This is a genomic window from Thalassoglobus neptunius, assembly GCF_007859735.1.
Lineage (GTDB): Bacteria > Planctomycetota > Planctomycetia > Planctomycetales > Planctomycetaceae > Thalassoglobus > Thalassoglobus neptunius.
In genome coordinates this window covers 74,403-94,747 of record NZ_SIHI01000001.1, presented here as the reverse complement: position 1 = coordinate 94,747, position 20,345 = coordinate 74,403, and the positions used below count along the sequence as shown (strand labels likewise).

19 protein-coding genes are annotated in these 20,345 nt (G+C 52.3%); 10 read left to right on the top strand and 9 right to left on the bottom strand.

Annotation, left to right across the window (positions count from 1 at the left end):
* Positions 1-73: 73 nt before the first annotated feature.
* On the bottom strand, positions 74-871 hold the full coding sequence (locus KOR42_RS00390) for a hypothetical protein (protein WP_146506654.1): 798 nt from the start codon (positions 869-871) through the stop codon (positions 74-76).
* A 97-nt stretch (positions 872-968) separates the two neighbouring features.
* Here KOR42_RS00390 and KOR42_RS00385 point away from each other — a divergent pair, with 97 nt between their 5' ends.
* Together KOR42_RS00385 and KOR42_RS00380 are read left to right on the top strand one after the other, a co-directional pair.
* Positions 969-1,589, top strand: coding sequence for a transposase (locus KOR42_RS00385; RefSeq protein WP_146506653.1), 621 nt, complete (start codon positions 969-971; stop codon positions 1,587-1,589).
* 72 nt (positions 1,590-1,661) lie between these two features.
* A complete protein-coding gene (locus tag KOR42_RS00380; RefSeq protein ID WP_146506652.1) occupies positions 1,662-1,829 on the top strand; it encodes a transposase in 168 nt (55 codons plus the stop codon).
* Here KOR42_RS00380 and KOR42_RS00375 read toward each other — a convergent pair.
* Together KOR42_RS00375 and KOR42_RS00370 are read right to left on the bottom strand one after the other, a co-directional pair.
* Positions 1,826-2,815, bottom strand: coding sequence for a recombinase family protein (locus KOR42_RS00375; RefSeq protein WP_231740544.1), 990 nt, complete (start codon positions 2,813-2,815; stop codon positions 1,826-1,828). The genes KOR42_RS00380 and KOR42_RS00375 overlap by 4 nt on opposite strands.
* Before the next feature lie 338 nt (positions 2,816-3,153).
* Positions 3,154-3,807 carry a hypothetical protein gene (locus tag KOR42_RS00370; protein WP_146506651.1) on the bottom strand — a complete coding sequence of 218 codons (654 nt, stop codon included), beginning with the start codon at positions 3,805-3,807 and terminating at the stop codon, positions 3,154-3,156.
* A gap of 206 nt (positions 3,808-4,013) precedes the next feature.
* Here KOR42_RS00370 and KOR42_RS00365 point away from each other — a divergent pair, with 206 nt between their 5' ends.
* Positions 4,014-4,358, top strand: a complete 345-nt coding sequence (locus tag KOR42_RS00365) for a helix-turn-helix domain-containing protein (RefSeq protein WP_231740541.1) — start codon at positions 4,014-4,016, stop codon at positions 4,356-4,358.
* 172 nt (positions 4,359-4,530) lie between these two features.
* Here KOR42_RS00365 and KOR42_RS00360 read toward each other — a convergent pair whose 3' ends face one another.
* Together KOR42_RS00360 and KOR42_RS26375 are read right to left on the bottom strand one after the other, a co-directional pair.
* Complete coding sequence (locus KOR42_RS00360) at positions 4,531-5,331, bottom strand: tyrosine-type recombinase/integrase (RefSeq protein WP_197440725.1); 801 nt, start codon at positions 5,329-5,331, stop codon at positions 4,531-4,533.
* A gap of 30 nt (positions 5,332-5,361) precedes the next feature.
* The gene (locus KOR42_RS26375) at positions 5,362-5,679 is read right to left on the bottom strand and encodes a hypothetical protein (RefSeq protein ID WP_197440724.1); all 318 of its coding nucleotides are present in this window, start codon (positions 5,677-5,679) and stop codon (positions 5,362-5,364) included.
* 315 nt (positions 5,680-5,994) lie between these two features.
* Between KOR42_RS26375 and KOR42_RS00355 the strand changes: the two genes are divergently transcribed.
* From KOR42_RS00355 to KOR42_RS00325, 7 genes are all read left to right on the top strand, one after another.
* Complete coding sequence (locus KOR42_RS00355) at positions 5,995-7,353, top strand: sulfatase-like hydrolase/transferase (RefSeq protein WP_231740538.1); 1,359 nt, start codon at positions 5,995-5,997, stop codon at positions 7,351-7,353.
* 61 nt (positions 7,354-7,414) lie between these two features.
* Positions 7,415-7,597 carry a hypothetical protein gene (locus KOR42_RS00350; protein WP_146506649.1) on the top strand — a complete coding sequence of 61 codons (183 nt, stop codon included), beginning with the start codon at positions 7,415-7,417 and terminating at the stop codon, positions 7,595-7,597.
* Positions 7,598-7,921: 324 nt separating this feature from the next.
* Positions 7,922-8,287: a PRC-barrel domain-containing protein gene (locus tag KOR42_RS00345; protein WP_146506648.1), complete on the top strand. Its 366-nt coding sequence runs from the start codon at positions 7,922-7,924 to the stop codon at positions 8,285-8,287.
* A 348-nt stretch (positions 8,288-8,635) separates the two neighbouring features.
* Positions 8,636-9,847, top strand: a complete 1,212-nt coding sequence (locus KOR42_RS00340) for a cation:proton antiporter (protein WP_146506647.1) — start codon at positions 8,636-8,638, stop codon at positions 9,845-9,847.
* 267 nt (positions 9,848-10,114) lie between these two features.
* Positions 10,115-11,569, top strand: a complete 1,455-nt coding sequence (gene cls / locus KOR42_RS00335) for a cardiolipin synthase (protein ID WP_146506646.1) — start codon at positions 10,115-10,117, stop codon at positions 11,567-11,569.
* Between the two features lie 160 nt (positions 11,570-11,729).
* Positions 11,730-13,535 carry an alkaline phosphatase D family protein gene (locus KOR42_RS00330; protein ID WP_390620858.1) on the top strand — a complete coding sequence of 602 codons (1,806 nt, stop codon included), beginning with the start codon at positions 11,730-11,732 and terminating at the stop codon, positions 13,533-13,535.
* A 133-nt stretch (positions 13,536-13,668) separates the two neighbouring features.
* A complete protein-coding gene (locus KOR42_RS00325; RefSeq protein ID WP_146506644.1) occupies positions 13,669-14,022 on the top strand; it encodes a hypothetical protein in 354 nt (117 codons plus the stop codon).
* Between the two features lie 42 nt (positions 14,023-14,064).
* Here the strand turns inward: KOR42_RS00325 and KOR42_RS00320 are convergent, their stop codons facing one another.
* The 4 genes from KOR42_RS00320 to KOR42_RS00305 all read right to left on the bottom strand — a co-directional run bounded on the left by KOR42_RS00320 (position 14,065) and on the right by KOR42_RS00305 (position 20,170).
* Positions 14,065-15,306: an SH3 domain-containing protein gene (locus tag KOR42_RS00320; protein WP_146506643.1), complete on the bottom strand. Its 1,242-nt coding sequence runs from the start codon at positions 15,304-15,306 to the stop codon at positions 14,065-14,067.
* A gap of 315 nt (positions 15,307-15,621) precedes the next feature.
* On the bottom strand, positions 15,622-17,892 hold the full coding sequence (locus tag KOR42_RS00315; RefSeq protein WP_146506642.1) for an FAD-dependent oxidoreductase: 2,271 nt from the start codon (positions 17,890-17,892) through the stop codon (positions 15,622-15,624).
* A gap of 230 nt (positions 17,893-18,122) precedes the next feature.
* Complete coding sequence (locus KOR42_RS00310) at positions 18,123-19,034, bottom strand: DUF58 domain-containing protein (protein WP_231740534.1); 912 nt, start codon at positions 19,032-19,034, stop codon at positions 18,123-18,125.
* An 83-nt stretch (positions 19,035-19,117) separates the two neighbouring features.
* Positions 19,118-20,170, bottom strand: coding sequence for an AAA family ATPase (locus KOR42_RS00305; RefSeq protein WP_146506641.1), 1,053 nt, complete (start codon positions 20,168-20,170; stop codon positions 19,118-19,120).
* Positions 20,171-20,345 lie beyond the last annotated feature (175 nt).

Below are 20,345 nucleotides of genomic sequence, written 5' to 3'. Positions count from 1 at the left end.
ATCAGTTCAAACAAATGGTGAAAACCAAAAGTCTGAACACCTGACAACAAGTGATCATCTGGGCGCTACGCTTTTATTCCGTCACACCCTCTCCGTCGAGCGCTACGTTTTCTGACCGATGTCTACAGGTCCGTTTTCGACCGACTCGTTGTTCAACATGGACGTCAATCCGTCCACCAACGAGTAACCGAAACGCCTCCACAGCCTCATAGACAGCATCCTCACCGAGAGTCCCGGCAGCACCTTCCCGTAATAAACTCGAAAGGTGCGTCAGCGAGTCTCGGATCTCATCTTCGCTGATCACTGAAGTGGCGTGTGAGAGAGCTTGATGCAGGCGATTCAACTCGACTCGTGCGGCATTCCGTTCGATCCGGACACTACGAATCCGAGTCTTCATCTCCTCACGATCTTCATCGCTCCCTTGCCCGGCCAGATCGAGGTAATCACTCAACTTGCGTTCGAACGACGCCAGTTTACGCTGGCTCGTTTCGATCTCAGCTTCTAACTGATGGTCACCCCGAGCATCAAGCTGTTGGGCTTCGAGAATGACTTGCTCGATGAGTGTCGCATCCTGGGCGATGAGTTCTTGCAGTCTTTTGCAGATCGCTTTGATCGCCTCCTCGCGGCGAACCGTCGATTTGCAGGGACAAAAATCGCCGTTCTTGCACCGCATCCCTTTGCCGCCCGCGCCGGCTACATAAAAACGCTCGCCGCAATGGGCACAATAAAACAGATTGGTGACAAGGTCCCAGAGGTGAGCATCCTTGGTCTTGCGCGGACCACGCGGTCCTTGCTTGAGGCTATCGAGTTTTTCCTGCACCTCGTAGAACAAGTCATCGCCGATAATCCGCAGTTCTTCGCACTGCCTCATGTCGACCTCTGAGTCGGGCTGCTCAATCTGTTGAGTGTAGTCTGCATTGTTGAAAACATCTCTGGAATCTGAGATGAGAATGCGCTAAAATCTGGTGATGAGTGATTCCCCACGAACGAATGTGTTGTTGGAAGTGGCAAAGCTGTCGCTTCGGATTGGACGCAAGTATGTCGAGCCGTATTCGCATGCGAAGAGTCCCAAGAAGTTCACGCAGGAACAACTCATCACGTGTCTGGTTTTGCGAGCCTATCTCAAAACGACCTATCGCGGCGTTGTCGAAATTTTGGAGGTTTCCGACGGCCTCCGAAAAGCCCTCGGACTGCGGCGGATTCCGCATTATTCGACGCTGAAGAAGTTCGCTGATCGCAGCGGAGTGTTGGACATCGTGGACGCGATGATTTTCGAAATCGTCCAGCAGTTCAGTCAGGATGACGAAGAAGCAGCGATCGATTCCACCGGACTCGAAACGACCTCAGCGAGTGCTCATTACAAAACTCGTAGTGGGAAACAACGCAAGAAATTTATCAAAGTATCGGTCTGCGTGTTGGCGGGTTCGCTCTTGCCCAGTGGATTAGCAATCAGCTGGGGACCAAGCAACGACAAGTCCGAAGCTGGTGAAGTCTTGGCGAAGGCGTCGAACTCGTCGACACCGACACGACTCTTTGCCGACGCAGGGTACGACGCCGAATGGGTTCATCGTTTTTGTCGCGAAGAGTAGCGAACCGAAAGCATCATCAATCCAGCTGTTCATCGCAGCGACGGTAAGCTGAATGGCGAGTACCGCTCACAGATGACCAGGACAGAACTCGAAACAAAAGGATACGGCAGACGCTGGCTTGTGGAATCATTCATGAGCGGATTGAAGCGAACCACAGGTGCCGCACTCTCAGCCAGAAGCGAGAAAGCCCTGTTCGTCGAAGCCGCCCTCAAAGTCCTCGCCTACGCCCTGAGGCGTTAGCCCACGATCAAAACCTGTGATTTGTTTTCAACACAGCAAGTGTAGTCCTTCTTCGTCGAGTACTGATTGCGGTTTCGTCCGAATTCCCAGTAGCCACGATAGGCCTCGCGTTCAAGCATGTTCCGATAGCCCACATAAGTCATGTGCGGACTGGTCGAACGGGGATCGTTAGGTAAGCGTTCTTCGACCCACTTCAACCACCCCTGACGAATTGGCAGACCATCGCGAATCATCTCAAAGTGCTCTTTGATTTTCGGGCCAACCTCTGGATCTATCTCTGGAGCCGTCCTCGGCAGACCACGGTTGGTCGCTGGGGCTTCGGGGATTTCTTTACGACGATATCCAACCGGAATCGCGCCGACCGTGTAGCCACGAGCGAATAGTCCTCTAAGACCAGAACGGACAAAGTCTGAGGTTGCTTCGATCATCATTTCGTCAGCAATCCCATGGACCTGAAACAGCATCTTCCATTGCTTACTATCGAGCTTCGTATCGATCTGTTGCGTTACCGAGATGGCTCGCAGGCCTTCTTCGACGACCTCCTGCTGGATGAGTTGATATCCACGATAGGCCTGGCGATATAGTCGAGACGCTTTGAACACAATGAGTACCGTTGCCAAATGCTGCCGAAGAATGGCGAGCATGCGGTTCAGACCATTGCGGCGGGCTTTGAATCCTCGTTGCCCTTCATCTATGCAAACATAATCGGGAGGGCAGTAAATGCACTTCGCTGCCGCGTGCTCCACGTTGGTCTTCAATTGATCAGCGGTACTATGCTGAAACTTCGTGCTGTAACGCGTGTAGACCGTTCCAATCTCAAGTTGATTACAGAATGCCCATGCGAGCCGCTCTTGAAGTGGTGCCCTCGGATTGAAGTCTGTCAAGTCGATGTCGGCACTCTCAGCCGCCTCCATCCACCATTGATGTGTATCGCGGGTCAGTTCTGCGTTGATACGTCCCGCTTCTGGAATCTGCGAATTCATCATGAGCCTCCTTTAGGCAATGTGCCGTGCGAGCTGGTAAACGAAACGACTCGTCATCCGCGCACAGCAAACATAAAACAGCGGGCAGTATTCGGAAGAGGAATCGCAACACGGTCGCAGGCTGCGATTTGTTCGCTGAAGATGGAACTTGGCCGGATCGCGTCGTCGGCCAAATGCTAAAACCGCCTGCAAGTTACTTGCCGTAAAACGGTCTTCGATTTAGCAACAGGTCACACAGAAACGCAAAACGCCCACCGAAATTGGTGGGCGCTGACGCATGGGGAAATAGTGGAAAGTGCTAAACACTCCCCATAAGCACTTGCCGCAAAACGGGCTTCAGTTTAGTCGTCGAAGATGTGGATCCGATGAGCGGGATAGTTGAACCGTTGTGTTTGGAGTCCTGCTTCCTCATATCGCATTATCAGCTCATCGGGAAACCCTGGAACATCCCCGAGCTTATTGAGGCGATCAGAGACAACGTTTTGATAAACTCGATCTCCGAAACAGGACCTGTCGATCAATTGTCCAGCCTTTGCGCGTTCACAGGACGTTAAGAAAAAATCCCAGATCATATACTTTCGCCCCCACTCAATTGGTTGCAACTCACGATCTAAAAACACCGATTGGCTTGTTCGTAAAATCACGAGATCGCCGCGCTCAATCGCAACCCTCTGAGCCTCTTCTTCGTCCGTTGGCAATTCGCCAAGCTCTCTCAAAAGCCATTCTGCTTCGTCGATCGGGTACGAAAAGAGTTTGACAGCCAACTCGACCACGGTTCGAGTTTGAGTATTCGTGGGATGAAGGTGAAACCAAACCGGAATGGCAGTACCAATTTGGTGATGGGCGACCCTCAGACTGCCGCCCAATTTCGCTTGCTCTGTCGGAGACAGTTTCAACCAAAGTTTCTTCAGGGCGTCGGAACCCAGCAGATATTTTCGAAGCCGTTGGAACTCTGCAATCGCGTGTTCTTTGCTGCCTGTTACCAAAGTCGACATTTCAATTCACCTTGTCTTCTCCTTGTTCTTGAGCTGCTCACCAGCGACACGTGCGCTGGGTCACTTGAATTATTGGATGTGATACATCTTTGGAGAAGCCTAAATATGGCAGTATCGGCCAAACTCAGGGAAAATTTGAGCAATCGCAGCATGCGATCGGTTTGCGATTACTGAAGTTCAGAATTCGATCATTGATGCTCCAGCGGATGGGTTGGAGACTGCAATTCCATGATCGAATCGTCGAACCGATGAACCTGCTCACGTCACAACAAGCCGCCGATGCGCTCGGGATCAGTGTCCTAACGCTCTATGACTGGCTGGGACAATCCGACGTTGGCGAATTTGAGATTCGTGGCGAGGCAGTGACGGTCGAGTACTACCAAGGCGGCCACAAAGGTCAGGGCCGAATTCGCATTGATGAGACAGAGATCTGTCGACTGTTGTCTTTGATGAAGTCACAGCCGAAGCCTCAACGCAGACGACAAATTCCTAAAAAGAATGCTGCTCCATTCCAACACATCACGGCCAAACTCGGTCGACCGGATGACTGAGGAAGCTCTTTGAACAACGAAGCCCTTGGCGGCAGGTTCTTCCGCACGGCAATGCGAAGAACAGGACCCGCTTCAGATATGATCCTGAAGCGGGTCTCTTGTCTTTCAAATGCTAAGCCGATTGCCTGCACCATACATGACGCAAAAAACCCTTCAGTTTAGCAACGAACGCTCATCCAACTTTTCTCTTTAATGGTTTTTTGCCCAAGGCTTCCCATAGCGGACTATTGTACTCATCTGCCCACTGAGCGTAATGCCGCCAGGCCACGGATGGGGTGTTTCCCATTAATCCTGCCAACACCTCGATCGAAACCGGCTTGCCCGTGTAATATCCCGAGAGCGTTCGCTTCGCGAAGGTGTGACGCGCTGCATACAGGCTCTTCTCTTTGGCAAGTCCGATCTTTTTCCGGAGCACACAAAAATGTTGCACGCAGTTGCAACGTTTCCATTGCTTGGCATGTGTCGATCGAAACAGCGGAATGCCCGATCCCCTGGGAGCAGTCAGCATTAGCTTGCGAGTCATCAACTCCATCTCTTCGCAGAGCATGATGCGTCGATCTTTTCCCGTCTTCTTTCCGGTCTTGTGGCCAGACTTCCCATCAGCGGAACGAGCCTTCAGAAGATAATACATTCCCTGGGGCGTCTCGACGACGTGATCGGCGGTGATCTTCGCTAGCTCGGAATACGGTCGGGCACCAGTCAGTATGCAAGCCTTGATGAACTGGCCAAAGGCTTCGTTGGCTCCTTCGTAGAGCCGCTTTTCTTCCTCTGGCGTAAAGGCGACGATTCTCGGTGTTGCCGTCGGCTTTTCGTACCCAGCCACGGGATTCGCTTCGAGGTCATCAAACTTGCAGCAAAAGTTGAAGGCCGCTTTCACCGACGCGATGACATTCCGTTGAGTGTTGTGGTTCCAAGTGGTCTTCTTTTGAATCCAGTTGCGAAGGTGCTTCTTCTTGAATTCATCGACTGACAAGGCGCCGCAATATGCACAGAGGTCGTTGAGTCAATTCTGAACTTGCTTCGACCACTCCGGATTTGCAGTCTTGTGCAAATCTTCAAGGTAGACCTCGAACACGCGTGCGACAGTCCATTTCTGATTGTGGACCGTTGGTGTCGGATTGAGTTCGTCCACGAGTTTGATCCGAGCGAGGGCGAGCTTTGCAGCCTCTTTGTTTTCTTTGCCGCGAATCCGCTTCCCATCTTCATCAAAGAGTGCCACACGTTTCTTGGTCCCAGATTCGGTGAAGTACCAGCAGTCCGTCTGCTTCCAACGCCAGGCAGACCCGTGCTGCTGGCGACGCTGTTTTCGTTTCCTTGCCATTTTGAAAGTGTTCCTTTCGGAGGTTGCCCCAGTTGCCGCTGGGAATTGAACTTTTGACTGAAAGAAGTGAGAATACCTGAGGAACCGTTTTCGGTTCCTTGCCGCCAAGGGGCCGCAATACGGGTTGCCGCCCGTGGTCCCTTGGTTTTTTCTTTGCGCACTCCAACGAGTGGCGGAGCACGAGTTCGTGAATAGCGCAGCACGCGCATTGATTGATAGAAAGAGACCATGTTTCAATTCCTTGCCAACACGCAGGTCGGTTGCCGCCGATCATTCCCACGTCATTTACTACACAGAATAACTACACTGGCATTTTTGCTTGCCACTACTGTCATTCCACAACTCCTTTATACGCCAACACTTCAAGCCGATCAACCCACCCGCCCAAACATCATTCTCATCATGGCGGATGATATGGGATTCGAATGCGTCGGGGCGAACGGCGGAGCAAGCTACAACACACCGACTCTGGATCAACTCGCTGCTGACGGAATGCGATTCGAGAACTGCTACAGCCAGCCAATTTGTACTCCGTCGCGAGTTCAAATTATGTCCGGGATTTATAACAGTCGGAATTACGTTGAGTTTGGTTTACTCGATCCGAGTATTTATACATTCGGAAATCTGCTTCAAGACAACGGATATCGAACGTGTATCGTCGGCAAATGGCAGTTGGGGGGCGGGTTTGAAGGTCCAAATCATTTTGGTTTCGACGAATATTGTCTCTGGCAGGTGACACGCCGACCGAATCGTTATCCGAATCCGGGCCTTGAGATTGATCACGAAGAGAAGGACTTTAAGGAAGGCCAGTACGGTCCCGATATCGTCAGTGACTATGCGTGTGATTTTATTCGCCGCCAAGTTTCAGAAGACGAAAGATTCTTCGTTTATTATCCGATGATTCTTCCTCATTGGCCGTTCGAGCCGACTCCTGATTCCGAGGAGTGGGATCCGACGGCACGAGTCGACGACGCTTCGGAAACCGGGGCACCGAAGAAGTCTCAAAAGTTCTTCTCTGATATGGTCACGTATGCGGACAAAATGGTTGGGAAGATCGTTGCCACTCTCGACGAACTCGACGTCCGTGATGAAACGCTCATCCTCTTTACGGGCGATAACGGAACGTATGAGTCGATCGTCTCTCAGCTTCGTGGAAAGGATTGGCGAGGCGGAAAGAGTTACATGACCGATCATGGGACTCACGTGCCGCTGATCGTGAACTGGCCCGGGCGGATTCAACCCGGAAGAGTGAATACCGATCTCATTGACTTCTCTGATTTCCTGCCGACTCTGGCGGATGTGACGGAGAGTCCGGTTCCTGAATCTGTCGCGGTTGATGGTCAAAGTTTCTGGCCGCAGCTTCAAGGGGAAGTTGGGAATCCGCGCTCCTGGGTTTACTGTTGGTACTTTCGAAACGGAGTCCCGACCAAAGGAGGAAAGAAGCATTCTGCTGGAGAGTCAGCTCGAGCACACGAGTACCGGCTTTATCGCAATGGAGGATTCTTTAATACTCTTGAAGACGATGAAGAGCGGTCCCCGTTGCCGATGAAATCGCTGAGTGCAGAGCAGAAATCGATCCGTAAGAAGTTGGCGGAAGTGATCGAGTTAAACACTCGAGAAGGATTCTATGAGTCCGGTGGCGAGACTAAAGCTAAGAGGCTATCCGGAAACTGAGGTTTTGTGAAAGTCTGGTTTTGTTCACACTTTGCGGTTCATCAACGCAAAGGAGTGCACGGTGTCCGAGGCGATTCGAAAAGCGTACCCAAGTGACCTGACTGACCTTCAGTGGGAGATGATCGAAATGATTCTCTTCGCATGCGAATACGGCTCGACATACTTGCGTCCAATCCGAAGCGACAGCTTTGCCACTTCCAACAACACATTCGTTCGTGGGGAATCACTCATCACCAGATTTTAGCGCATTCTCATCTCAGATTCCAGAGATGTTTTCAACAATGCAAACGTAAGTCTAAATATAGAAAGTACTATGGTTCAGGGATGCAGAACAGTGATATCGCTTCGTTGTAAATAGGAATCGGGTACCGATGGTGTCCTGCGGCGCAGGTTGAACGATGGGAACTCATTCAAGTTCGTCGTCGAAGCCTCTGTAGATTGTTTGGCTCTATAACCGGTTCTGAGTGGCGATGTGTAGGTGGCACGGGATGTGCAACGTGATGGAGTGGTGGAAGAAATGGACGTTCTTCCTGGTCGAAAACCTCTACTACTTAAAAGGGAGAAATGAATGGCTACCACTCTTGCACGCCAACCAATGTCCGGTTCATCAGTGATTGGGGACGACATCAAGAATCGTCAAGACGAAACTCTTGGGACTGTCCATGAGATCATGATTGACTGCTCGACCGGTCGAGTGGCTTACGTTGTGATGTCATCAGGCGGTTTTCTGGGGTTCGGGAACAAATTGTTCGCGATTCCGATGACTGCACTGGAACTCGACACGCAAGACGAGTGCATGCGGCTGAATGCTTCGAAGGACGTGTTCGAAGAATCTCGCGGGTTCGATAAGGACAATTGGCCAAACATGGCCGATTCGCAATGGGAAACGGCGACCCATGCCCACTTCGAAGCCCCACACTATTGGGAAGTGTAAGCACCCGCGCACTTACCGCGAATCAGCTTTGAGCTCTGTTGAAGCACCGCAGGAACCCTCTTCCTGCGGTGCTTCTTTATTGGCATTTTTCCAGTGGTAATTCGGTGGGAGACGGCAATGGTTTATGCTGCATTTGAAGGCGAGGATTCGATTCCGCGAGCGTGACGAGATGTCTCAGGATCGGTGAGTTCGAAGCAGAGTGGCCGCGCGTCGTTTGGTATCGCGTTCCAGTCACGGTATCTTTCTGAAGTGTGAATTTATTCAGTGTGACGTTTCGCCGGAGGACGTTCGAAATTTCCTTCGTCGTGGAATCGCCAGGCGGATCGCCTTGGAAAGACTGTCAAAGTCATGAACGAATACCAAGTCCTGATGGTATCGGCTGCGTTTGCGTTCGCTTATAGCCTGGTCGCCACACGTGCAGAGCGAACACCGGTAAACGGTGCTCTGGTTTATGTCACCATCGGGCTGCTGCTTGGGCCGGATGGATTCGGGTTTGTGGAATTCAACTTCGGCAGCCAGGGGATGCGATGGCTGGCAGAGATCACCCTGGCGGTGGTGTTGTTCACGGACTCGGCCACTTCGAATCTCAGCGTCTTGAGGCGATTCGAATTCATTCCAGCGCGCTTGTTACTCATCGGGCTCCCGTTGACGATTTTGTGCGGATTCGGGCTGGCAGTCCTTCTGTTTCCGAACTCAGGTTTTTTCTCGCTGGCATTGCTCGCGACGATGTTGGCGCCGACCGATGCAGCACTTGGTCAGGCAGTGGTGACCAATCCCAAGGTCCCGGAAGCTGTTCGCGAGAGTTTGAACGTCGAAAGTGGACTGAATGACGGGATTTGTGTCCCGGTTCTGTTGTTGTTCTTGTCGATGGCTGCCGGCGAGACGGATGGCTGGAGTGTTCTGAGCGACGGGGCACTGCTGGCGTTGAAAGCCATTGGAATTGGCGGAGCGATCGGGCTGGGCCTCGGTTTTCTGGGAAGTCACGCTGTCCAGTTCAGTCAGAAACGGAACCTGACTGAGGGGTCGTGGATGCAGATTCCCGTCGTTGCACTGGCGTTGCTTTGTTTTGCGTCGGCTCAATGGCTGGGAGGAAGCGGGTTCATCGCGAGTTTCGTCGGCGGAATGACATTTGGAGCATTGACGCGATCACACAAGCAGGCTTTGCTCGAAGCTGCCGAAGGGACTGGAGATGCTCTCGCGTTGATCACCTGGTTTTTGTTCGGAACATTGCTGTTTGGATTTCCGTTTGACGGGCTGTCGTGGCAGGTCTTCGTCTACGCGATTGGGAGCCTCACCGTTGTTCGTATTCTTCCGGTCTTTTTAAGTGTGGTCGGATTGCAGCTCAGACTTGATACGCGCTTGTTTCTCGGATGGTTTGGACCGCGTGGGTTGGCAAGCATCGTGTTTGCAGTCATGGTTGCTGATGCAGAGATTCCGGGCGGGGAAGTGGTTGTTTCAACGGCCGCCTGGACAGTTGTGTTGAGTATCGTGTTGCACGGACTGTCCGCGAATCCCGTTGCGAGGGCTTACGGTCAACGTGTCGGAAATCAGAAGGTGTGATCACTGTCGAATTCTTGACGCTCTTGCTACTGGGGATCGATGGATTCCAAACGACATCCTGAGCGATGGCCAGTGGTAGGAGTGGCAATGCGTCTGTCGAGTCACAAGCTGAGCAGCGTTGTTCCTGGGAGATCGAGAATAAAGGATTCCGTCGCAGGCTCGTCAGGACCTTCGGTCATGGCCTATCATCTCGCCTCACCCATAGAGGTTTCCGGTCCTCAGGATTTGTGTTTCTTGTTCGTGTCGTCACAACCTTGATCCAACTCAATGACATTTTCATCGCTTCTCACTGCCCTCTGGACGCTTCTCGTTTTTCTCCTGCATCTCTTCTTTGTCGGAAGAGCGTTGCTGAGACCGCATCGCGAACCAGCTTCTCGCGTGGCCTGGATTGTCGTGATTATGGTGCTTCCGTTTTTTGGAATTCTTGCCTATCTGCTCTTCGGGGAAACCAATATCGGACATGAACGAGCAAAGCGAGCCAGAAAGATCCTGACAGAACTTCCTCCGCTCAGCGACATTCCCGGAGCCCTGTCGCCAGAGCCCGACGCTGAGATTCCGCCGCGTGTCAATCAACTCTTCAAGGTCGGAAGGTCGGTGAATGGGTTCGAGCCGGTCGCTGGGAATCAGGCCCGTTTGCTTCCTGATTCGAATGCGACGATCGAGTCCCTCGTCGAGGATATTCATGCAGCGAAAGAGCATGTGCACATCGCTTTTTATATCTGGCTGACGGACGGGAATGGCGTGAAGGTGATTGAAGCCCTCAAGCAAGTTGCGGGCCGAGGAGTGGTTTGTCGTGCGATGGCTGATGGGCTTGGTTCGCGATCGCTGATCGATTCCCGTCACTGGAAAGAAATGCGAAAAGCTGGTGTCCATCTGGCAACGGCTCTTCCCATTGGTAACCCGTTGCTTAGACCACTTCGAGGCCGGATCGATCTGAGAAATCACAGAAAGATCGTCGTCATTGACAATTCGATTACGTATTGCGGAAGTCAAAACTGCGCTGACCCCGAGTTCCGGGTCAAAGCCAAATTCGCCCCGTGGGTTGATGCCGTGATGAGGTTTGAGGGGCCGATCGTCCGTCAGAATCAGTACCTCTTTGCCTGCGACTGGATGGAACAGGTCGACGAGGATCTTTCTGACATTCTGCGTGCTCCTCTTCCGGAATCTCAATCCGGTTTCGAGGCGCAAGTGATCGGAACCGGGCCAACAGTCCGCCACTCGGCGATGCCTGAAGTGTTCGAATCACTCATGTATTCCGCTGAGCGGGAACTTGTGATGACGACTCCCTATTATGTTCCTGATGAAGCAATGCAAACGGCGTTGTGTTCCAGTGCTCGACGAGGCGTTGACACGACGATTGTTTTTCCTGCCCGAAACGACTCCTGGATTGTGGAGGCGGCAAGTCACAGCTATTACGCAGAACTTCTCGAGGCAGGCGTTAAGATCTTTGAGTACGAAGGAGGACTTCTTCACACAAAGTCTTTAACTCTAGATGGGATCGTTACACTCATTGGCTCGGCGAATATGGACCGAAGGAGCTTCGAGTTGAATTACGAGAATAATATTCTCATCCACGATTCCGATATGACAGCTGAGATGCGTAAGCGGCAATCGAGTTACCTCGGCCATTCTCATGAAGTGACACGTGAAGCAGTTGCGAACTGGTCGATGAAGCGGCGTCTCTGGAATAATACCATCGCCATGTTAGGACCGGTTCTTTGATCGAGCGGCGGCGGCTTCGGTTGAATTTACAAGTCCGTTCGTGACAAGTACAAACGAGACTATGACATTTACATCTGGACAAGGAAGAAGTATGCGTTTGACCAATTCCTGCATCAGCACAAAGCGTTCGACTGCTCTATTTGCAGTCGTTGCCATCGGTATGAGTTTGATGAGTTCGGTAGCGATTGCCGAACGCGACCCGATTCGTTTGACGCATGGTCCCATGCTCGGCAAGCCGGAAGCGACTTCGATGTCTGTCTGGGGACGTACGTCCGACCCGGGGGAATTCGAAGTGCATTTTGGTGTTGAACCAGATGTTCTTGATCAGGTCAGTGAGCCTGCCGAAACGCTCATTGAACGTGACAATACGGGAGTTGCTCAGCTCAAGAACCTCAAGTCGAACACTCGCTACTACTATCAGATTTGGGTGAATGGGCGTCCGCATGGGTGGCCGGGATCGTTTCTGACGCTGCCGCAATCGGAAGATACTTACAACGAGAAATATAATCCCGAAGGTCTCTTTAACTTTCGGTTTCAGATCGGCTCATGTGCGAATCAAAACCCTCTTCATGGTTCGGGACATCGTGCGATAACTTATGAACACCTAAACGAAGACTGGGCAGATAAAATCAACTTTCATATTATGAACGGAGACTGGCTCTACGAAGAACTTCGCGAATTTCCTCCGGAAGCTTGGCGGTTAACTCAGGGTGTTGATGACTATCCCCTGACTGTTGAAATTATGCCGACGATTGTCGGGGTTTGGGAGAATTACAAGCTTTATCTTGATCGCGGAGTTGAACTCGCGAAATGGCATCGCCAGGTGCCGAGCATGTTTACATTCGACGATCACGAGTTAGTGAACGATATCTGGGGTTCAGCCGAAGCAGGGAAACGGCATCGCCGGACGGTGTTTCGAGATATCGGGACTCAAGCATGGTTTGATTATCTCGGTTGGGCGAATCCCATGGAATTCGAACATCCGATCCACTACGGAAAAGCCAGCATGAAAGCGGGAAGCGATTTGCTGGTCGATCCTCAGGCTGATTTCACCAAGGTTCCTGTCGATGAGATGTTGACCTTGCATGTCCATTGGGGGACACCGGAAGCGGGCGTGAATGATCTTCAGTACGACAATGACGAAGGGCATCAGAACTCGTATGTCTACGACATCATCGAAGTCGTGGACGCTCATACCTTGAAACTTCACATGCCTGCTAAAGTCGATGATGATGACATTAGCTATTCGATTGGCCGTCGGAGTTTCGGGAAACTGAGAGTTTCGAATTGTGAATTCTTTATTCTCGATACAAGAGGCGATCGCGATATGCACGACATTCGCGAACGAGATAAGCCCGGTGTTTCGATGTTGGGTAAGGCTCAACGTGAGTGGCTGCTAAAGTCAATGAAAGAGAGTGACGCGGACTTTTTCTTTGTCGTGTCCACAGTTCCATTTATGATTCCGCACTCCGGGGCAGGGGGCTTTGAGTTTGATGCAGAAAACAAAGAGGAAGCATGGACCGGTTTCTTCGATGAGCGAGAGTTGCTGATCAGCGAATGGGAGAAGCTTGGCAAGAAAGTGTTTGTGATGACGGGGGATCTGCACAACAGCTTCGCTATCAAGATTACCGACGACATCTGGGAATTTTGTTGCGGTCCACACAACAGCGTGAATCATGTTCCAGAGCTCGATGAAAGTAATCGTCCAGCGACTGGGAAGTTTAAGTTTGGTCCGCGTGAATGCGATATCCGATGGAGCAGCTATATTCTTCCGGATCTCGATCGTCTGGAACGTCTCTATCCGAAATACTGTGTTGTGCAAATCAACAACGTCTTCAATATACCGCAGAAGTTGGGCGACGAACGATGGGTCGCTTATCCGCATCCGCAAGTAATCTTTCAATACTACGACGGTCGAACCGGTGAACTCGATTACGCTGAGTCGATCTCCGTGGACCGGGAGTAAGACTTGTTCGGTCAGCCGATCAGCCGGAGATCTTTGTTCCGAATGACGTTTGACCGTGTGAGAAGTCGTTCGCATCCATAAGAATGCGGTTCAATGAGAATCGCTGTCCTGTTTATTAACTCCAAGAATTGCCATGTCTGAGAAGCCCGCTCCCGACACACTGATCCTGTGTAACGATTTGATGTTCTCCAGCCAGTTGAACGGAGCGGCACAACGGGCGGGGTGCGTTCCGCGAACGTGCCTCGGCCAGACGAGTGCAATGAAAGAGCTTGGGTCTCAGCAGATCCGCTGGGTCGTGGTGGATCTTGAGCTCTCAGGAGTTGATTTGGCAGCGCTTCGGAATGCGACTTCGGCAAAGATCGTCGCCTTCGGTCCGCATGTTCAGACGGATCGTCTTGCGGCCGCTCGTTCTGCGGGCTGTGATTTTGTCCTCAGCCGGGGAGAGATCAATCGCGGTCTCGAAACCCTTCTCGTGTCGGGAGCGTAAATCTCATCCGAACCGAAGAAGGAAAGAGACGACAAGAGTGGACTATTGTGTCAATCGGACGGGAACGACTCGTTGCACCTTAATCACATCGGTTCCGTATTGAGGGTCGAATTGTCTTTGTCCCACGATCCCGGAGGGCTTTCCGACCCACTGCTGGATTTGAACAGTCGGGCCGAGTTCAAGGTAGGCGAGCAGTTTTCCGTTTGGAGCGACCAACGCATACGATGGTCCGCCCACGGATCCGTTCAAAGGTTGCACAATTCCCGCACCGTTCAACCTTGGATGAACGCCGTCAGGTTCGCGAGCCGCTGACTGAACACCACGTTGATGTGACAGGTTCGACGTCATTTGTTGACCGGTGTGTTCGTAACCGAGTTGAACCGCAGCGAGTTGTTCGTCTCGCCGCGATGTTTCTGCGGAGACGCGGACAAAATTCTGGTACTGGGCCAAAATTCCCCGACGTCTTTCAATGACAGCCAGGCGTTTGTCCACAAGTGCAGAAACCGTTTCGTCTGTTCTTTCGGCCAGTTGGCGATAGTCACATTCGATAACGTCGAGGTTCCATCGACCGGGATCGAGTTCCATCATTTCTGCGTAACGTCGATCGATTTCATCCAGTTTGTCGTATAAGGCCTTTCGGTAGGCACGCTCTCTCTCAGCCATTTTCTGAGCGAGTTCTTCTTCTTCGATTCGTTTCTCAATGACCGCAACTCGGTGCTCGACGGGAATTTGATAGGGATCGTGTGCGAGTTCTTTCTGTGCTCGCTGATCGGCAGGGACGACATATTCTCCCTTGATCCAGCGGAACTCCTGATGAGGCGGACGGATTTTGAACATCCGGACCGACCCTCTTTGGGTTGCCAGCATTTTTTCGCCGAGGATGGTCACTTCGTCCCCGTTGGACAACTCTCGTCCATAATAGGAGTGATCGTCGCTGAGCGAACTACCGATTCGGACCATGGCTCGAGCGACTCGTCCGTCGACTGGTTCAACACGGATAATTCCATGATCCGGGCGATCCTGTTCCACGAGAGCGGCATCGATCCAGCTGAAACTCCCTTTGGGGGGAGAGATCATAAACCAGCCTCCGTGATCGTGTCTGTAAACAGTCACCGAGTCCTGCTGATTCACGTAACCTGTTGGGTAGAAATTTGTTCCGGGCCCGCACCGAACCTCGACTTTGTCGCTTACGACTGTCGCTTCGTAGGGGAATTTCTGCGCTGCGAAGGTACTCTGAGAGACCGCCAGAGAGAGAACGGAGCACATGATCAGGAAACGCAACATGATTGTCGCTCGTATCGAGGGGCAAACGGAGAGGCGAGAGTTGGGAGTCAAAATCTTGCGGTAGAACACCGCGGACGGAGCTGCAGCAGCTCGTCTTGATGAAGTGTATGGCTGTGAGACCTCAAGCTTATAAAACAATTCGTCCGATCAAGGCAAGATCAGCCGAAAGCCGTTTCTTGAGCAAATTTCGCAGATTGTAAGGAAGTTCTTAGAAAAACCTTCCAGGGGACCGGGTGAAGACTCGGGGAGAGTTTCGAATGTGCAAATGCTTCGGATGAGGCAGTCTGTGGGTGGTCTACCGAATGCCGAAATGGATCAATCAGTGAGAATCAGTTGCACAGCATCTCCGTGAACATTTCCTCCCGCTCCAGTGGTTCGAAGAACGACTGAAATTTCTTCGCCCTCTTTGAGTCGGACATTTCCGATCGAAATGAAACCGTGGTCGTGCGGCGCCGGTTTCTGCATGTTCACCTGAATGGACTGAGTCGAAGCTGGCGAATGAATCGTCACGGGAACTTCAGCCCCTCGATTTTCATGAGGTTGATAGGCGAGACGAACTTCGTACTCACCCGACTTGGGAGCAGTGGCTCGATACGTCAGCGACGCTTTCGGATCTGTGGAATAAGCATAACCGAAAGCGATATACGGTTTGAGGCCGGTCCCTTCCGTCCAGTGACCTGTCTTGAGGGCATCTCGGTCATCAATGACGATACCTTCCAGTTTGGCCGGATCGATTCCGCTGGGAGGTCCCAATGGACCAGCCAGTGGGAGGGCATCATCCGGGATCGTAAATACGCCTTCGACATCCTGTCGGTAGGCTTTTCCGGGAAGTTTCAGAAGTACGTCGAGATCTGACCAGTAGCGCTCATAGACATCGCGAGGAAAGCAGTCTCTCAGAACACAGATCGAAGCGGCCTTGCCGACCACTTCACCCATCATGCCACAAGTTTTCATGACTCGAACTGTGCCGAGTGCCTCGTGAGTGACGCTGATACAACGCCCCGCCATGAAGAGATTGTCGATGTTGCGTGAGTAAAAACACCGGTAAGGAACGGGGTAGCCGTAATTTCGGTCGACTGATCGATCATGTTCCGCAACGGAAATAAACGGGTTCTCAGGATACTTCTTCGCGTACTGCTGCTTGGGGTAGTGTAAATCGATCGACCAGGTACTCGGAACACATCCGTCGGGAAAGTCTTTCTTGGCGGTGATGTCGTCTGCGGTGAGAATGACATCCCCCATGAGACGCCGCGACTCACGCGGCCCCCCGATGTATGCCATCCATGTCAGGTAAGCTGTTTCGTGCTTGCTGGCTCCGTCGCGATTCTTCATTGCGTTGAAAGCACCGTAGACAGCCCGCAGATTCCAGTCGCGAATCGCTTCGGCGTCGCCCAGTGCATCTTTGTCGAATCCGCTTTCCCAGAACCATTGACCATGATGATCTCGCGGATAAGGAAAGTCTTTCATCGTCAGATCGAGTGCCCAAGGCGTTTCGGGAAAGTTGACCTTCTCATCCGCTTCCGCCCAGGCCCACATGTTACTCATGCCCATCCGACCCGCGTTTTCCATATCCCAGTCGGCGCCAGCCAAAAATCCAATTGTCCCGTGACCGGTTGCGTCGCAGAAGAGAGTTCCTTCAAACCGACGATCAGCGCTTGTTCGAGTGTCGAAAGCATAGACAGCGGTCAGATGATCACCATCCGTTTCGACTTGATAAGCATGATGATTCAGGAACAGGTCGATGTTCGACTCCGCCCGAACAAGGGCTTCTTTCTTTGCATCTTCGAACTCTTCGAAGGTGCCGGGAGACTTCGTTGCTTTGTCGGCGAATTCTTCGACGATTTCACCGATTCGTGGATACTTGCCGCGACGAATGTTCCCCATCGCCCAGACGCGAACTTCACTCGATCCATTCCCACCCAGCACCGGGCGATCCTGAATCAATGCGACGCGACATCCGGAGCGGGCTGCGGAGATGGCAGCTCCCATTCCGGAATAGCCTCCACCGATGACAACGAGATCGTATCCCGATTCGACAATCGGTTCGTTCGGCAAATTGAGTTGTTCGCGTCGCCACTCGGAGAGAATTCTCCCCGAATTGGGAGGTGTGTCGTTGTCCTCAGTCGACAGGTAGATCGCGTCACAGCGACCGTCGAAACCGGTGAGATCGCGAAGAGTAAGTGTCACTTCGCCTTTCTCCAGTTCAACGGTTCCGCCGGGTTGCCAGAACCATTCGGCTCCGGTCGATCCGAAATCGACGTCGAGAGTCTCTCCGTTAATCAACACCTGAAACCGTCCGGGAGCGCCTTCAGCATTCCATCTCGCCACCCAGTCTTTCGTTCGGACATGAACGTGATAAGTTCCGGTTTCAGGAACGGTGATGGTCGTTTTTGCGTCGCTGACTGGCCGTCCTAAACCGTGAGCGAGGAGATACGGCGACCCCATTTCCCGAATGAATTGTGTATCGAGTTTCCATCCACCCGGTTCGTCGAAGCTCTCCGCCTCGACAAGAACACTTGCCGCCGGGAGCGCGGACGTCGCGACGAAAACGGTGAAAACACTGAGCAGGACTGAGCAACGAGACATACCGCTTCCTCGGAAAATCAGCGATCGCTGGACTCTTGGTTTCGTTTTCTCAAGCGAGTGAAACGAAACCAAAGATGATCGACCAGCGTGGTAACAATGACTCCGTCACTTTAACGATCAATGCCCATTCTTGTGGACCCAAACGCAGAAATTTATGGGATCCTGCGCAGGCATTTCTTCCCGAAACGATGAGACAGTTCTTCGCAGTCAGGCAAGGCGAAGACGATTTTCTACTGCCGCAACGATCCGCGTAAGCCGACGCGATGGTTCATGTAGTGCCGAAGGACCGCATCGATCGGTTCGCTTGTTCGAATCGTTTGGTAATCGATCACGTTGCGAGCGCAGCGAGTCCGCAGTTCCTCGAGAAATTCCTGGAGGGCATTCTGATATCCTTCACGAAGAGATTTCGGATCGCACGTCAGTGAACCCGACTCTTCAAGCCCTTCAAATCGTGTTGTTCCAGAGAAGTCGAAGTCGAGTTCCTGATCATCCAGAATGTGGAACAGCAAGACGTCATGGCCTCGCTTTCGGAGCATTCGCAGCCCCTTGAAGAGGTCATCGGGAGGGACAAACAAGTCCGAGATTGCGACCACCATCCCTCGCTGAGACTTTTCGTCCGCGACGGCCCGTAAAATCTGTGACATGTCCGTCTTTTGTGACGGGTTCTGCACAGCTAGCACAGAGAGGATTGCCCCCAGGTGGGTTTGCTGGCTTCTTGACGGGGTACGTGTGCGAATCTCTTCGTCAAAGATGGAAAGGCTGACTGCATCCTGCTGCCGCAGCAATAAGTAGGTCAACGCTGCAGCGACCGTTGAGGCATAGTCAAACTTTGTCGAATCCCCGGAGCCGAACTGCATCGACTCGCTCGCGTCGACGAGAATCGACGTTCGCAGGTTGGTCTCTTCTTCGTATTGCTTGATGTAGTACTTGTCTGTTTTTGACCAGACTTTCCAGTCGACTCGGCGAATGTCGTCACCGGCAACGTATTCGCGATGCTGAACGAACTCGATCGATTGTCCGAAATACGGACTTCTGTGCTGACCGCTCAAGAACCCTTCCACGACCTGACGCGCTTGGATCTCGAGTCGCGAAATTCGAGAGATGGCTTCCGGGGGCAGTTGATCATCAAAACTTTTTGCCAAGACCGAACCTCTCGTTCATGCGTCAATCGATTTGGGGCAGACCGCACGTTCCTCGATAAGCGGACGCCGGGAAAGACTTTGACTCAGGCAGTCGCAGGAGATGCGAAGATTTTACTCAAACGTGGGTCGCTTGTGAGTTCCCCTTCGCGAGAAGGTGTTTCTTCGACAAGTCGTTTGATCACCGTATCAGTCGTGATCCCTTCGCTCTCGGCGGAGAAGTTTGTCACGATGCGGTGACGCAACACAGGTGCGGCCAATGCTTGAATGTCTTCGGCGGAAACATGGCTTCTGCCGTTCAGGAGGGCTCTCGCTTTCGCTCCGAGGATGAGATACTGCACAGCACGCGGACCGGCTCCCCAGCTGATCCATTCGTTCACGAAGTCCGGCACACCTTCCTGGCCGATTCGAGTCTGTCGAACCAGTGCCAGAGCGTAGTCCACGAGGTGATCGGTAATCGGAACTTCCCGGACGACTTCCTGAAGTTCGAGAATTTCTTCCTGGCAGAGAACCTGTTCGAGGGAACTCTTTTTGTTTCCAGTCGTCGCTTTGGCGATCAGCTTTTCTTCGTCGAAGGTTGGATAATCGACGAACACCTTGAACATGAATCGGTCCTGTTGAGCTTCCGGGAGTTGATAGGTCCCTTCCTGCTCAATGGGATTCTGCGTTGCGAGCACAAAGAACGGGGCGACAAGTTGATGGCGAATTTGACCGACGGTCACCTGTCGCTCCTGCATTGCTTCGAGCAATGCAGCTTGGGTCTTGGGTGGGGTTCGGTTAATTTCGTCCGCCAGAACGACGTTGTGAAAGATCGGTCCCTGAATGAACTGGAACTGCCGCTCGCCCGTTTCTTTGTCGGTCGAGAGGACATCCGTTCCGGTGATGTCGGCAGGCATCAGGTCGGGGGTGAACTGAATCCGACTGAAGCTCAATGACAAGCACTGAGAAAGAGTGTTGATCATCAGCGTCTTGGCCAGCCCGGGAACTCCTTCCAACAGGCAATGCCCTCGGCTGAACAATGCGATGAGGAGTTGGTCGATGACTTCATCTTGACCGACGATGACCTTCGCCATCTGTTCCCGAATCGCTCGATAGGCCGAACTCAGTTTTTCGATGGCGACAGTATTGTCTTCCGACATTTTCAATCCTTGTCTTGTGACCCGGGCATCGAGCCTCTCTTCAGATTAGGTTTTATCCTAGACACCGTACAGATCACAACCAACCCCCCTGAATATCGAATCATCTCAGAGACCAATTTCTATTCTTGTTTCCATTCTTGGCTGCATGCTCGCTCAGGCAGATGGTATTGGCGCG

Coding starts and splice junctions, on each gene's coding strand:
- KOR42_RS00390 (WP_146506654.1), bottom strand. CDS start 871: ATGAGGCAGTGCGAAGAACTGCGGATTATCGGCGATGACTTGTTCTAC.
- KOR42_RS00385 (WP_146506653.1), top strand. CDS start 969: ATGAGTGATTCCCCACGAACGAATGTGTTGTTGGAAGTGGCAAAGCTG.
- KOR42_RS00380 (WP_146506652.1), top strand. CDS start 1,662: ATGACCAGGACAGAACTCGAAACAAAAGGATACGGCAGACGCTGGCTT.
- KOR42_RS00375 (WP_231740544.1), bottom strand. CDS start 2,815: ATGATGAATTCGCAGATTCCAGAAGCGGGACGTATCAACGCAGAACTG.
- KOR42_RS00370 (WP_146506651.1), bottom strand. CDS start 3,807: ATGTCGACTTTGGTAACAGGCAGCAAAGAACACGCGATTGCAGAGTTC.
- KOR42_RS00365 (WP_231740541.1), top strand. CDS start 4,014: ATGGGTTGGAGACTGCAATTCCATGATCGAATCGTCGAACCGATGAAC.
- KOR42_RS26375 (WP_197440724.1), bottom strand. CDS start 5,679: ATGGCAAGGAAACGAAAACAGCGTCGCCAGCAGCACGGGTCTGCCTGG.
- KOR42_RS00345 (WP_146506648.1), top strand. CDS start 7,922: ATGGCTACCACTCTTGCACGCCAACCAATGTCCGGTTCATCAGTGATT.
- KOR42_RS00340 (WP_146506647.1), top strand. CDS start 8,636: ATGAACGAATACCAAGTCCTGATGGTATCGGCTGCGTTTGCGTTCGCT.
- cls (WP_146506646.1), top strand. CDS start 10,115: ATGACATTTTCATCGCTTCTCACTGCCCTCTGGACGCTTCTCGTTTTT.
- KOR42_RS00330 (WP_390620858.1), top strand. CDS start 11,730: ATGAGTTTGATGAGTTCGGTAGCGATTGCCGAACGCGACCCGATTCGT.
- KOR42_RS00325 (WP_146506644.1), top strand. CDS start 13,669: ATGTCTGAGAAGCCCGCTCCCGACACACTGATCCTGTGTAACGATTTG.
- KOR42_RS00320 (WP_146506643.1), bottom strand. CDS start 15,306: ATGTTGCGTTTCCTGATCATGTGCTCCGTTCTCTCTCTGGCGGTCTCT.
- KOR42_RS00315 (WP_146506642.1), bottom strand. CDS start 17,892: ATGTCTCGTTGCTCAGTCCTGCTCAGTGTTTTCACCGTTTTCGTCGCG.
- KOR42_RS00305 (WP_146506641.1), bottom strand. CDS start 20,170: ATGTCGGAAGACAATACTGTCGCCATCGAAAAACTGAGTTCGGCCTAT.